This window comes from Antarcticibacterium arcticum (assembly GCF_007993795.1).
In the GTDB taxonomy this organism is placed as follows: domain Bacteria; phylum Bacteroidota; class Bacteroidia; order Flavobacteriales; family Flavobacteriaceae; genus Gillisia; species Gillisia arctica.
The window spans coordinates 2,670,753-2,684,593 of record NZ_CP042476.1; the positions used below are offsets into that span (position 1 = coordinate 2,670,753).

At 40.4% G+C, this 13,841-nt stretch carries 13 protein-coding genes and 1 tRNA gene; 2 read left to right on the plus strand and 12 right to left on the minus strand.

Features of this window, described 5'->3' with window-relative positions; all coding sequences use genetic code 11:
- Positions 1-9: 9 nt before the first annotated feature.
- From FK178_RS12100 to pdxA, 7 genes are all read right to left on the minus strand, one after another.
- Positions 10-1,128, minus strand: coding sequence for an NAD(P)/FAD-dependent oxidoreductase (locus FK178_RS12100; RefSeq protein ID WP_146835486.1), 1,119 nt, complete (start codon positions 1,126-1,128; stop codon positions 10-12).
- A gap of 169 nt (positions 1,129-1,297) precedes the next feature.
- Positions 1,298-2,650 (minus strand): acetyl-CoA carboxylase biotin carboxylase subunit, encoded by a 1,353-nt coding sequence (accC, locus tag FK178_RS12105; RefSeq protein ID WP_146835489.1) that lies wholly within the window; start codon positions 2,648-2,650, stop codon positions 1,298-1,300.
- A 52-nt stretch (positions 2,651-2,702) separates the two neighbouring features.
- Positions 2,703-3,212 carry an acetyl-CoA carboxylase biotin carboxyl carrier protein gene (gene accB / locus FK178_RS12110; protein WP_146835492.1) on the minus strand — a complete coding sequence of 170 codons (510 nt, stop codon included), beginning with the start codon at positions 3,210-3,212 and terminating at the stop codon, positions 2,703-2,705.
- A gap of 20 nt (positions 3,213-3,232) precedes the next feature.
- Positions 3,233-4,228, minus strand: coding sequence for a beta-ketoacyl-ACP synthase III (locus FK178_RS12115; RefSeq protein ID WP_146835495.1), 996 nt, complete (start codon positions 4,226-4,228; stop codon positions 3,233-3,235).
- Positions 4,229-4,398: 170 nt separating this feature from the next.
- Positions 4,399-4,596, minus strand: coding sequence for a 50S ribosomal protein L32 (rpmF, locus tag FK178_RS12120; protein ID WP_006988996.1), 198 nt, complete (start codon positions 4,594-4,596; stop codon positions 4,399-4,401).
- A 12-nt stretch (positions 4,597-4,608) separates the two neighbouring features.
- The gene (locus FK178_RS12125; protein ID WP_146835498.1) at positions 4,609-5,154 is read right to left on the minus strand and encodes a YceD family protein; all 546 of its coding nucleotides are present in this window, start codon (positions 5,152-5,154) and stop codon (positions 4,609-4,611) included.
- A 95-nt stretch (positions 5,155-5,249) separates the two neighbouring features.
- Positions 5,250-6,296, minus strand: coding sequence for a 4-hydroxythreonine-4-phosphate dehydrogenase PdxA (gene pdxA, locus FK178_RS12130; protein WP_146837647.1), 1,047 nt, complete (start codon positions 6,294-6,296; stop codon positions 5,250-5,252).
- A 58-nt stretch (positions 6,297-6,354) separates the two neighbouring features.
- Here pdxA and FK178_RS12135 point away from each other — a divergent pair, with 58 nt between their 5' ends.
- The gene (locus tag FK178_RS12135; protein ID WP_146835502.1) at positions 6,355-6,945 is read left to right on the plus strand and encodes a riboflavin synthase; all 591 of its coding nucleotides are present in this window, start codon (positions 6,355-6,357) and stop codon (positions 6,943-6,945) included.
- 1,160 nt (positions 6,946-8,105) lie between these two features.
- On the opposite strand, the gene FK178_RS12140 is transcribed toward FK178_RS12135, so the two are convergent.
- Positions 8,106-8,741, minus strand: coding sequence for a fasciclin domain-containing protein (locus FK178_RS12140; RefSeq protein ID WP_146835505.1), 636 nt, complete (start codon positions 8,739-8,741; stop codon positions 8,106-8,108).
- 296 nt (positions 8,742-9,037) lie between these two features.
- Here FK178_RS12140 and FK178_RS12145 point away from each other — a divergent pair, with 296 nt between their 5' ends.
- Entirely contained in the window at positions 9,038-10,522 is a 1,485-nt protein-coding gene (locus tag FK178_RS12145; RefSeq protein WP_146835508.1) for an aminopeptidase P N-terminal domain-containing protein, read from the plus strand.
- Between the two features lie 135 nt (positions 10,523-10,657).
- Here FK178_RS12145 and FK178_RS12150 read toward each other — a convergent pair whose 3' ends face one another.
- From FK178_RS12150 to mce, 4 genes are all read right to left on the minus strand, one after another.
- A complete protein-coding gene (locus FK178_RS12150) occupies positions 10,658-12,124 on the minus strand; it encodes a serine hydrolase (protein ID WP_146835511.1) in 1,467 nt (488 codons plus the stop codon).
- Positions 12,125-12,221: 97 nt separating this feature from the next.
- Entirely contained in the window at positions 12,222-12,797 is a 576-nt protein-coding gene (locus FK178_RS12155; protein WP_146835514.1) for a helix-turn-helix domain-containing protein, read from the minus strand.
- A 394-nt stretch (positions 12,798-13,191) separates the two neighbouring features.
- Positions 13,192-13,265: transfer RNA gene (locus tag FK178_RS12165), tRNA-Ile, on the minus strand.
- Between the two features lie 107 nt (positions 13,266-13,372).
- Positions 13,373-13,810 carry a methylmalonyl-CoA epimerase gene (gene mce / locus FK178_RS12170; RefSeq protein ID WP_146835518.1) on the minus strand — a complete coding sequence of 146 codons (438 nt, stop codon included), beginning with the start codon at positions 13,808-13,810 and terminating at the stop codon, positions 13,373-13,375.
- Between the last annotated feature and the right edge of the window lie 31 nt (positions 13,811-13,841).

The window sequence follows — 13,841 nt, forward strand, 5'->3', positions numbered from 1 at the left end:
TGTTTGTTGCTAGTTTGTTGCCAGATCTGCCATTTCACGGCCTGTTAAACTCCCTATGGCCACACCCATCCCACCAAGCCTTACCCCGCACACAACATTTGGCGACAAATGTTTTATAATAGGTTCCTTGGTTTCTCCAACTCCCATTATTCCACTCCAGCGTTGGTCGATCTCAAAAAGGGTATCGGGTAAAATAGTGGTTTTCAAAAGTTCTTCCAGCTTATCCTGTATAAGGGCAGTTTGGGTCATCTCTGTAGTTTCCTCACCTTTCAGGTCCAGGTTCCTTCCGCCCCCAAAAAGAATACGGCCATCTATGTTCCGGAAATAATAATAACCTTTATCCAGGTGAAAAGTGCCTTTAATTTGGAGGTTCTTAATAGGTTTGGTCACCAGTACCTGTGCCCTGGCCGGTTTCACATTAGGAATACCAAACTTTGAAGCAAAGCCATTGCTTGCTATTAATAGTTTTTTGGTGTTAAACTCAAACTGGTTTGTTTTCACTTCTACGGAATTACCTCCATCTGTAATTTCCTCTACCATTATATTATTCAGGATCTTTATCCCCGCTTTTTGAACCTTATGGAGCAGGGCTTCCATCATTTTCCCCGTATTTATCTGCCCCTCAAATTTATTGAAGATTAGGGGTTCCCTGATATTTTTAAAATTGAACCTGTTCCCACAGGGTATAAACACCTTTTCATTAAAAACCCGATGCAACAGCTTATTTACAATGTGCATTCTTGAAATACAATGTGCCTGGGTTTTTTCATCACTTTCAGGAAAGAATTCATATCCGCCCCAAATGTGATAATCCATGGTTTTGTCACCAATGGTTTTTCTAAGGAGTTCCAGACCTTTGATCCTTTTTCTTACAAGATTCACCACCATTTCTTCTGAATGAGATTCAAGATCATCAAGAATTTCAGAAAGACTTCCAAAGCAGGCAAATCCCGCATTTTTAGTGCTTGCACCATTGGGCAGAAAACCTCTTTCAAGAATTAATATCCTCGCGGCAGGATATTTTTCCTTTAATTGCAATGCAGCATTGAGACCCACTATTCCGCTGCCAACAATTGTATAGTCAATATTTGAAAGCCAGGATTGATACTCCCAGTAGGAAAGGTTCATTAAATTTGGTATTAGTAATAATTACTATTTCAGCATATAAAAATACATAAAGTTTAGGAGAGTTATAAATGGATGTAGCTGCTTTAACCCGTGGAAACCCTATTGATAAGGTCATAAAAAAACCCGGAAGAATTTTCATCTTCCGGGCTGGTTATATCTATTGAAAATTTTACTCCGTTTTAATTGGATCCATTTTAAAGTCTTCCATAAACTTGGTGGTATAATTACCCTCCACATAATCCGGGTGGTCCATCAATTGCCTGTGGAATGGAATGGTAGTTTTAACTCCTTCTATTACGAACTCATCCAATGCACGTTTCATCTTGCTTATAGCCTCTTCCCTTGTTTGGGCGGTGGTAATAAGCTTCGCTATCATAGAATCATAATTGGGCGGAATAGAGTAACCGCTGTATACGTGCGTATCAATACGTACCCCATGGCCTCCCGGTGCATGCAGGTTTGTAATCTTCCCTGGAGAAGGCCTGAATCCGTTATAAGGATCTTCTGCATTTATTCTACATTCAATAGAATGCAACTGGGGGAAATAATTTTTTCCTGAAATAGGCACCCCGGCCGCAACAAGTATTTGTTCCCGGATAAGATCGTAATCTATTACCTGCTCGGTGATAGGGTGTTCTACCTGGATACGGGTATTCATTTCCATGAAGTAAAAGTTACGGTGCTTATCTACAAGAAATTCTACCGTCCCTGCGCCTTCGTATTTTATAAATTCTGCAGCTTTTACAGCCGCATCTCCCATTTGCTTTCTTAACTTATCTGTCATGAAAGGCGAAGGGGTTTCTTCAGTTAATTTTTGGTGACGACGCTGTACAGAGCAATCTCTTTCAGATAAATGACAGGCTTTTCCTGTACTGTCACCTACAACCTGAATTTCAATATGGCGGGGTTCCAGGATAAGTTTTTCCATGTACATCCCGTCATTTCCAAATGCCGCCGCAGCTTCCTGTCTGGCAGAATCCCACGCAGCACGTAGGTCTTTTTCACTATGTACCGCACGCATTCCTTTACCACCACCACCGGCAGTAGCTTTAAGCATTACCGGAAAGCCCATACCTTTTGCGGTATGAAGGCATTCTTCATAATCTTTGAGGATCCCTTCAGATCCAGGGATACATGGCACTCCTGCAGCCATCATTGTGGCCCTTGCAGAGGCTTTGTCACCCATTTTATCGATCATATCGGGACTGGCCCCTATGAACTTAATGTTGTGTTCCTGGCAGATTTTTGAAAACTTGGAATTTTCAGCAAGAAAACCGTACCCGGGGTGAATGGCATCTGCATTGGTTATTTCAGCAGCTGCAATAATATTTGAGATCTTTAAATAGGATAAATTACTTGGGGGAGGTCCTATACACACCGCTTCATCAGCAAACCTTACGTGTAAACTCTCAGCATCTGCTGTAGAATATACTGCTACGGTTTTTATGCCCATCTCCCTGCAGGTCCTTATTACCCGTAAGGCAATTTCCCCTCTGTTTGCAATTAATATTTTTTTAAACATACCTTTCTGTTTTCTTCTGGTGCAGCAAAATTGGTTTTCTTAATAACAATAATTAAGACGGATCTACTAAGAATAAGGGTTGGTCAAACTCTACAGGAGACGAATCATCTACCAGAACTTTAACCACTTTTCCTGAAACTTCGCTTTCAATCTCGTTGAAAAGCTTCATAGCTTCAATAATACAAAGAACATCTCCTTCTTTGATGCTGTCTCCAACCTCTACAAATGTTGCTTTATCGGGAGATGGTTTTCTATAGAAAGTCCCAATAATAGGGGATTTAATAGTGATGTATTTAGAATCATTTGAAGCCTGTTCTGCAGCTTCTTTAGAAACAGGGGTTTCCTGAGATCCCTGAGATTGGGATGGTTGATGTTGCTGCTGTTGGGGCATTTGCTGTTGCATTTGTCCTCCCATAGGATATTGCTGAATGTATGTGGTTTCCCTGTTATCTTCAGATCCTGTTTTAATGGTGATCTTAATGTCATCCATTTCCAGTTTAACTTCACTGGCTCCTGACTTTGCTACAAACTTGATTAAATTCTGAATTTCTTTTAAATCCATAATATTAGGGTGTTGGGTTGTTAAGAATTATATGCCCATTTAAGGTAGATGGATCCCCATGTGAATCCTCCTCCAAAAGTGGCAAATACAATGTTATCTCCTTTTTTAAATTTATGTTCAAAATCGCTTAAAAGCAAAGGTAAGGTTGCTGAAGTGGTGTTGCCATACCTCTCTATATTCATAAGGACTTTTTCATCCTCAAGATTCATCCTGTTGGCAGTCGCACTTACAATCCTCTGGTTTGCCTGATGGGCTACCAGCCAGTTTACATCTTCATTGGTAAGGTTATTCCTTTTCATGATCGCCTCACTAACATCGGCCATATTGGATACTGCAAATTTGAAAACAGTTTTACCATCCTGTTGTACAAAATGCAGTTTTTGGGCAACGGTAACTTCAGTAGGTGGCATTAATGACCCCCCGGCTGCTATTTTAAGGGAATGTCTCCCTACCCCGTCACTTCTCAATAATTCATCCTGAAGGCCAAGGCCTTCAGCATTGGGTTCAAATAAAACCGCTCCGGCTCCATCACCAAAGATAATACAGGTTGTACGATCTGTATAATCAATGATTGAAGACATTTTATCTGCTCCTATCACAAGGACTTTTTTATATCTTCCGGCTTCAATATAAGCGGCGGCAGTAGACATTCCATATAAAAATCCGGAACAGGCTGCCTGCAGGTCATAAGCAAATGCATTTGTTGCCCCAATCTGGGTAGCAACGTATACAGCAGTAGCGGCCACAGGAAGATCTGGCGTGACAGTTGCTAAAATTACAAGGTCTATTTCGGTGGGATCTACTCCAGATTTCTGCAGGAGATTTTCTGCGGCCTTAATGGCCATAAAGGAAGTTCCTTTTTCAGGATCATTTAATATACGGCGCTCCTTGATTCCTGTTCTTGAAGTTATCCATTCATCATTGGTATCGACCATTTTTTCCAGCATCTGGTTGGTCAATCTATCTTCAGGAACGTAAGCACCTACAGCGGTAATGGCTGCCGAGTTTTTAATCATAAACATCGAATTTAAAACGCCAGGCAAGAGAAATTACATCACTTGGAAAAAGAAATGTACTAATTTTTCCTTGAACGGCGGTGCAAATTAAGTCCTTTTTAGGACTTATTCAACTATAAACAAAAAACTCCCACGAGGTGAGAGTTTTGTTTACAGCACAGTTTTTAAGGCTATGCTTCTACTTCTTCAGTATTGTCAATTAAAACCTGACCACGGTAGTATAATTTACCTTCATGCCAGTGAGCCCTGTGATACAAGTGTGCCTCACCTGTAGTAGGATCTGTGGCAATTTGAGGAACAGAAGCTTTATAGTGAGTTCTTCTTTTATCTCTTCTGGTTTTCGAGGTTTTTCTCTTAGGATGTGCCATTGCTACGTATTATTAATCGTTAAATAAGTTTTTTAATTTATTCCACCGGGGATCAATCTCCTCCCCCTTTTCATTATCTTCAATATCTTCAGCCGCTTTGGGGCTTAATTCTTCAAGTTTTTCAAGTACTTCAGATTCTAAAGTACCATCTAAAACCCCGGGATGAACCCTCTTCAAAGGAACAGACAATACGATTAACTCATAAATAAACTGAGCTACATTTAATTGATACTCCCCGTGTGGCAGGATCAATAATTCCTCGTTGTCATTATTAAATTCATCTCCAAATTTTACCACCAGGATCATTTCTCCCTCTACAGGTTGATCATATGGTTCACTTGTAAGATCACAATCTACATTTACCACTCCGGAGGCTTTAAATGTAAGCTCCAGCATAGTAGGTTTCTTATCAAAAAGTAAATCAACTTTTACATTTGCATTATGAAATTCATCATATTCAAAATGCTCAAAGAACTCCTTATCTATTTGGTAGTCAAACTCGTGCTTTCCTGGTTTCAATCCCACAAAAGGAATTGTAAACGCTGCTAGTTTCCTCATAACATCTTCTATTTCGAGCGCATGCCCCCCGAAAAAGGCAGGTGCAAAGATATAAAATATATTGAATTAACATTGGGTTATAAACAAAATTTTGTTTAGAACTTTTTGGTGGTTTTTTTAAGCGGATTTTTCGTGAGTTTTTGATATTCCCGCCTGGTTTTATAAATTTCAATGGCCTTGAATACGGCCTCTTTAAATGAGTTAATATTGGCAGTATTTTGCCCGGCTATCTCAAAGGCTGTACCGTGGTCCGGGGAAGTTCTTACCTTGCTTAAACCCGCGGTATAGTTCACCCCTTCTCCAAATGACAATGTTTTAAAGGGGATGAGTCCCTGGTCGTGATAGGCCGCCACAACCGCGTCAAAGTTTTGATAATTTTTAGTGCCAAAAAAGCTGTCGGCGGCATAAGGTCCAAAAACCAAATGACCTTTATCCTTTAGCTTTTGAAGTGTAGGTTTTAATACCGTTTCATCCTCCTGTCCTATTAACCCGTTATCCCCGCTATGAGGATTGATTCCCAGTACCGCGATCCTGGGTTTGGAGATTCTAAAATCCTGCTGAAGGGTTTTTTGTATAATGGCAATCTTTTTTTCAATTAATTGCGGGGTGATCTCCTGTGCGATGTCCTTAAGGGGAACATGGTCGGTAAGCAACCCAACCTTTAAAGTGTCCGTGATCATAAACATAAGGCTGTCACCCTCCAGTTCTTTTGCCAGGTAATTTGTATGCCCGGGGAAATTAAAATCCTCGCTTTGTATGGTGTTCTTATTTATTGGTGCAGTCACCAAAACATCAATATCATTATTCTTCAAGGCACGGGTTGCAGACTCCAGGGACTTAAAGGCATATTTTCCACTTTCATTATCTTCAACCCCAAAATTTATAGATACATTTTCCTTCCATACATTCACCACATTGATCTTGCCTTCTATCACCTGGGAAACATTTTCTACCCCGTGAATGTTCAACTCCAGGTTGAAATGTTTTTTCAGGAAGCTAAGGGTTTTAACCGAAGCAAAAATTACAGGAGTACAAAAATCCAGCATTCTGGAATCGTCAAAAGTCTTGAGAATAATTTCTCCGCCAATTCCGTTTAGGTCTCCAATGCTTATCCCCAGTTTTATCTTTTGAGCAGACTTCATGATGTATCCCCTTTTTATTTCTATTTTTACATCACAAATGTAAGAATAATCTACGACCATGTTTACCGGAATTATTGAAGAGCAAGGAGAAGTTGTTGAAGTTGCCGGCGATAGGGACAATCTTCAAATTAAGATTGCCGCCAAAATGACTTCAGAGTTAAAAATTGACCAGAGTGTGGCCCACAACGGGGTGTGTCTTACTGTGGTTGAGATCCAGGGAGAAATCTATACTGTTACGGCCATTAAAGAAACCCTGGATAAAACAACCTTAGGATCATTTCACAAGGGAAAGCGCGTAAACCTTGAACGGGGAATGCAGCTGGGAGCCCGTCTTGACGGTCATATTGTGCAGGGGCATGTAGACCAAACAGGGGTTTGCACCCTGGTAAAAGAAGAAAACGGAAGCTGGTTGTTTACCTTTGAATATGATGCTCAACTCCAAAACATTACTATAGAAAAGGGTTCCATCACAGTAAACGGCGTAAGCCTTACCGTGGTGAATTCAAAGAATAATGAATTCAGTGTGGCTATAATTCCCTATACCTATAATAATACAACTTTTAACAGCCTGAAAACAGGGGACATTGTAAACCTTGAATTTGACGTAATAGGCAAATATGTAAAACGTCTTACGGCTTTGGGAAAGTAACCTTTCTGTTCCTTAGAAAATAAATTCCAATTACCAGTCCCCCGGCCATAGCTCCGGGAATTCCGAAATCTATGGGTACAATAAGTCCAGGGGCGGCGGCACCCCCCCTGGTTCAGGGGGTATTTCTTCCTGGGCCATACTTGAAAAAGCAGGCCAAAGCATTAAAAATACCGATAAAAGACTTGTAAGGGAAGCTTTCATTCTCATAATCGTGCGTAATGTACTACAAGAAAATTAAAGAACAAAAGTATTAAGGTTTTATGAGGAAGCCAGATGCGCTGAAGTTATTTTACAAATAAATATAAAGTGAAAAATTAAAGGAGCCTGCGTTTCCGCACTATTATAAAAAATACTCCTAAAAGCAGTCCGCAGATAAGCAAAATTACAAGATTAGAATCTATAGGAACAACCATCCCAGGTGGGGGAGGTATTCCGGGCCCGGCTTGCGCCTGGGGTTCCGGCACTTCAGTTTGAAACGCAAAAAGGCTTTGCCTCCAGAAAAAGGCAGCCAGAAACATAATTAAAAAGGTCATTATCTTCATAATCGCGCACAATAGATGACAACAATTATTTAAAATAACAGGTTCCCTATTGGGGAGAAACCTCTAATAAAGTATTTGATAGCAGGTTGGGGTGAGCTTCATTTTACTGAAACTAAGATAATTAAAAAACCAATGCTTTCTAAAAAGGGTATGAAATATTAAGTAGCCTATAAAGTTTATGCCTTTTCTTTTCTCCCGGAAGAAACAAGGACAAATATTCCAAGACCAAGGCCTGCAGCCAGTAGTAAAGAAATATTTGTATCTATTGGGACTACAAGGCCCGGAGGGGGAGGGTTTCCGGGAGCACAATCTTTTGATGCTCTACATTCCCCATTACAAAAACGTTGTCCGGGATTACAGGGTGTTTGCCCAAATCCACTAAATGTCAGGAAAAAAATGAAAGAAAGCGATAAGAGCAGGTTTCTTACAAAAAGCTTCATTATAAAGGGGCTGGATTCGGGGCGTTTAATTGATCAAATCTAGATATTAACTTATCATTGTAAGAATCTTTTCGATGAATGGAAGGTTTCTTCGGTGTAGAACACTGTGTGCTTTTACAAAATAAAAATAGCTGCCGTTATAAGGGCAGCTATTATTAAAAACCATTTAAACCAAGGGCTAATTCAGTTCAATTGGCAATAAAACACTGTCTATAACATGTATGATACCATTGCTGGCAGAAATATCAATGGCTTCGAAATTTGCTGTATTTCCTATGGCTTGAATATTAGCATCTTTATCAACCATAAAAGAGGTCCCTAGTAGGGTTTCTATGCTTCTTGTTTGTCTTGGAGGAACCACACTGTTGGACCCGCGGCGACCTTCAGCAACATGGTATAATAAAACGTTCAATACAAGGGATGCATCAAGTTCTTCTACCCCTTCCACCCCTAAAGTGTCATATAGTTCATAGAAAGCTGCATTGGTAGGAGCAAATACAGTGTACTGATCTTTACCGTTAAGGAACAGATTGACCAATCCCGCATTTAATTCAGCATCCACAAAAGACAATGCAGCAACCAATTCATCAAATCCTCCGTTTATTGCAATAAGGGCGATGGGGTCATCTCCCGGTGCAACATTCCCAGACCGGGCTTTGGAATTGGTGTTGGTTAATAGATCATAAACTGTAGGTTCATCCATAGTGTTGGTTTCCTCTGTAGAACAGGAAAACAGCAATAATGAAAAGGCGGCAAGCAGTACGAACTTAAAAGCTCTCCCCGCTTTCAAGATCATTAAAAGGTAATTTTTCACAATGTTTTGATTTATAAGTTAATACATAGTAAATATAATCCGTAAAACATTTTGTTTAATCTTTTTCTATTTTATTTAAACATAAAATAACATTTGTGTATGTTCCTCCTTTAAAATGAATAATCTAAGCTTAAGTATTTAACAACCAACTTTTTAAGTGATGTTGGGCACTTCAACACTTTTGGCAATCAGGATAGACTTTTATTAATTTCATGTTCAAGCTTTTGTACGTTAAACAGTTTTAAGGAAGATGTTGGAAATATGCGTAAATTTCCATTTCACGAAAACCTCTTCCAATGAAAAGCCTGTTCACAGCAATTTTTGCACTATTCTCTATTTCCATAACCTTCTCTCAACAGGGGACTCCAACCGATTATTTATCGGCCGATTTCCACAAGAACCAGCGGGAAGCATTACGGGCAAAAATGCCGGAGAAATCTGTTGCCGTGTTTTTTGCCAATGCCGTTAGAAACCGCGCAAATGATGTAGATTACATTTACCATCAGGATCCTGATTTTTATTATTTGACCGGTTATAAGGAACCCAATGCTGTGCTGGTGATCTTTTCTGAAGCTCAGGTAACCGCTTCCGGCAATTCTTACAATGAAGTGTTATATGTTCAGGAAAAAAACGCCCGGGCTGAACAATGGAACGGATATAGACTGGGAACCGAAGGGGCTAAAACCAAACTGGGATTTAATGCGGCTTTCAACGGAAAGGATTTTTTAAACTCCGGAATAGATTTTAGTGCATTTGATAAGATCCTGTACAAGGAATTTGCTGATGATTACCGAAATGATCCCCGCGACAGTGCCGATCTTTTTGACCTTGTGGAATCCTTTAAAACTCAAACCGGTTATTATTTGCCCGTAGAACAAAATAACACTGCGTTTCCAAACAGAGAATTGAACACTTCTTCCATCCTTCCTAAAATCAGGGCCAACCTGGATGCTAAAATATTGAAAACTGCCATGGCAGAGCTAAGGGAGATCAAGAGCCCGGAGGAATTGGCCCTGCTTACAAAAGCGATTCGAATCTCAGCAATGGGCCAAAGGGAAATTATGAAAGCCATGCATCCAAATATGTCTGAAACCGAAATTCAGGGCATTCACGAATTCGTTTACAAGAAATACGGCAGCGAATTTGAAGGCTATCCCAGCATTGTGGGCGCCGGGAATAACGGCTGTGTATTGCATTATATTGAGAATAATAAACTAAAGGTAGGAGATGAACTGGTATTAATGGATCTTGGAGCCGAATATCACGGCTACACCGCAGATGTTACCCGCACCATTCCCGCTAACGGAAAATTCTCTCCCGAACAAAAGGCGATCTATGATCTTGTTTATGAAGCCCAGGAAGCCGGAATAGCTGCCGCCAGAGTGGGCAGGCCATTTGGAGATACCGATAAAGCTGCCAGAAAAGTGATCAATGAAGGCCTGGTAAAACTGGGCATTGTAAAGACTGAAGCCGAAGCCCGGAAATATTTTCCTCACGGTACTTCACATCACATAGGCCTGGACGTACACGATCCCGGCAAATATGAAACCTTTGAAGCCAATATGGTGATCACGGTAGAACCTGGAATTTATATTCCTGAAGGCAGCGACTGCGACCCTAAATGGCATGGCATCGCGGTAAGAATTGAAGATGATATTTTAATCACCCCAACCGGACCCGTAAATTTATCGGCAGAAGCCCCCCGAAAATCCGCAGAGATAGAAGCACTTATGCAGGAAAAAAGCGTGCTAACAGATTTTTCCTTGCCGGGTTTGGATTGATGTTTTATATTTCACAATCCCCATCCCATTAATGAGTGCTCCGGCTGCTTCTATTGTGCTATAAGTATTTTATTATTTATTTATTTAGAGCGTAACGGGAAAACAGGTTTCAGAAAATTGTGAATGGAGCTTTAATTATCTTCTATTCCATAATTCACCTCCAAGGTAAAGGCGCTTTGTGAGGAGTTCTTCATAAACATTGCCCGCACTGTCTCCATTCATAAAAATCAGGTAGCCGTTTCGGGATTTGGGAAATATAACAGCCAATGTGCTTACCCCCGGATCCTTTCCAGTGTGTATGAGGGCGTGCTCTCCATTCTGAAACCCGGTGAGGATCTCCCAGCCCAACCCGAAGTAATCGTTTTCTTTAAGTTTCACCTGATATTTCTGCATTTCACTGAACAACTTTTCTGATATTCCAGCACCGTTTACCACATACTCCAGAAACAGGCCGTAATCTTCTACGGTTGTTAAAAGGTTGGCTGCGGAATTTGCTTCATAATATTTGAATGTCTCGATCTCCTCTCCATTCACGTCAAAATTTCTTGCATACCTATCCTCGTCCATTGAGGCATCCCACCAAAACCGTGTGTCTTTCATTCCGGCAGGTGTGAACAGGTGTTCATTTGCCAAATCTTCCAAAGTATTTCCAAGCTTTTGTTCAATTGCTTTTCTAAGGTATTCAAACCCTTCACCTGAATATTGGTATCTCGTACCAGGTTCAAATTCAAAAGTAAGCCTATTGGCCTTATCCAAATACCGCCAGTTGGGGAAGCCTGTCTGATGACTGAGTATAAGTCTTGGAGTTAATTTCTTGTATCGCATGTCCTCTTTTAGATCGGGGTCAACCCAATATTTATATAGAGGCTCGTCTAAATCCAGTAACCCTAAATCTATTAGCTTCAATATTGTGAGTGCAAATACTGGTTTGGTAAGAGAGGCTACTTTAAAAATGCTATTGTATGGTGCTTTGTTTTGTGTGTCTAAGCTACCATAAACCTCAATGTTGGTTAACCGGCCGTTCTCAATGATACCAAGTCCCATTGCAGGAACTTTGTTCTCCTTTAGCAATTGATCCAGGGAGGACAATTTTAAATTTCCAGATTGTGGCTCCCTATGGTCGTAGCTTAGCACCTCGGAAAGTTTCCAGACATTATCGTCCAAAGTCCAAACATTTGTGAATTTTGCAGTACCGGTCCAAACATCCTCTTTCCCGGTTTCCCTAATAAAAAAGTGATGGATGCCGGACTGAATAGCTCCATACAAGTTTCCGTTTTCATATAGGGGGAATAGGCTCAGACTCCCTGTTTCCGGTTTTCTAATGGGTTTTTTGCCTGAGTCGGAGCATATGTATTTTCTTGTGTTATCAAAGAAAGCATTCCTATCCTGAAAACCACTTTTGTCATGATAAAATCTTAAATCAGAGGCTATAGTGTTTTCTAAATAAGTAAGGTCACACTGGTTAAAACCTCTCTCGAAAAAAAGACTGTCCTGCTTTTTTAATTCCAGAAATAAAGGAGCGCTTTTGTCAACCTGTGCCTGGGAATATAAAATAGGTGCCGCCAGTGTTGCCAGGGTTAAAATTAAATGCTTTGTCATCATTTTAGATTTTTTTGCAAAGATCACGTGCACAGTCCATTCAACCCTAAAAAATAACCCGACAATAACCCGCCAGTATCCCGCCAGAATATATCTATGGTTAAATAATGCTAAAATTTAACTGATAACGCAGCTTTCCTTTTCTGTCAATCTCTGCGGTGTTTCTAAGAATTATAAACACATTAATCATTACCAGCAAGATCATCACGACCAGGCTAACCTGGTTTCCCAGAGAAAACCAGTTTTTTATAAAAGCTGTAAGCATAAAGAAGATGATAGAGAAGATAGTCCACATGATTTGAACCGACACAATCTGTTTTGTCAAAGGATTAAACTGTCTGGTACCCCACATGATCAGAAGGGGCAAAACGATATTGGCAGGAGGGAAAACAGTAAGCGGAAGGGAAGAAAGATTGATAAGCTTTACAATTCCATTACGCAGCGGCTTGTGGACCTCTGTTATGCCGGATGGTTCCTTTTTGTCTGATGGTTCCTGCTTGTACAGCAATTCTCTTTCTTCTACTCCTAAAGCCTTTGCGAGTGATCTAAGTGTATGACCTTTGGGATCTACCCCAGCCTCAATGCGCTGTATTGTACGTATGGAAATTCCGGAATTAGCAGAAAGCTCCTCTTGAGTAAGATTGGCTTGTTCGCGTTTATGTTTGAGTATAGACATGAAATTTCAATAATTTTTCATCATCAGCAAACCTTGCTGCAAAGGAATCATTAAACAAATTTAGTTTAAATCTACTTTTTACATTTTAAAAGTCTAAGAGATTGTGGATTTAGCTTAAAAATTTGATAAAAGGAATTATTTCATTCTCTTTTCCCTTTGTCCATTTAATGGGATCCTAATCAACTTTAATAAAATATTTTTTAAGTAAATTCTCAATGAGATGTTTTGTTGTACCCAACTAAAAACAAGAAGGCCTCCGATATCTCGAAGGCCTTGTCTATACTAGTGTCCCACCTGGATTCCCTTCTGCTTCGCCTGAAAAAGGCTTCGCTCAGTACAGGCTTCTCGTCCAGGTGCAAAACAAAAAACCCCTGCCGTAGGCAAGGGTTTTTAGTGGTCCCACCTGGACTCGAACCAGGGACCACCTGATTATGAGTCAGGTGCTCTAACCAGCTGAGCTATAGGACCGGCTCAATAGGTGTAATGAGGGCGCAAATTTATATAATTGTAAGTTACCCTACAAACATTTTTTTATTAATGTGAATTTAGTTTAAAACCGGCACAACTCCGGTATTTTACCTTAGTCCCTCCTCAAACAATTCCTTCCTTGTAGGCCCCGTATCCTGGCAAAGTTCTACCAATACCCCATTGGAGCTTTTGGGATGCAGGAAGGCCACGATCTTATTATCTGCGCCGGGCTTTGCCTTGTGATTGATGAGGATAAAACCCCGGCGTTCCAGCCTGGCAATTTCGGCATCTATATCTTCTACGTCAAAAGCAATATGGTGTATACCCTCTCCCCGTTTTTCTATGAATTTGGCAATAGGACTGTTTTCATTAGTGGCCGCCAGCAACTCGATCTTGCTCTCACCCATTTGAAAAAAAGATGTGATCACCCCCTCGCTTTCCACTGCTTCACTTTTATATGGCTCTGTATTTAGCATAGCCCGGTAAATTTCATTTGCCTCGTCCATGTTCTTTACCGCTATTCCAATATGTTCAATCTTTCTCATTTATTTGCAGGGATTAGTGATTTTTGAAAAG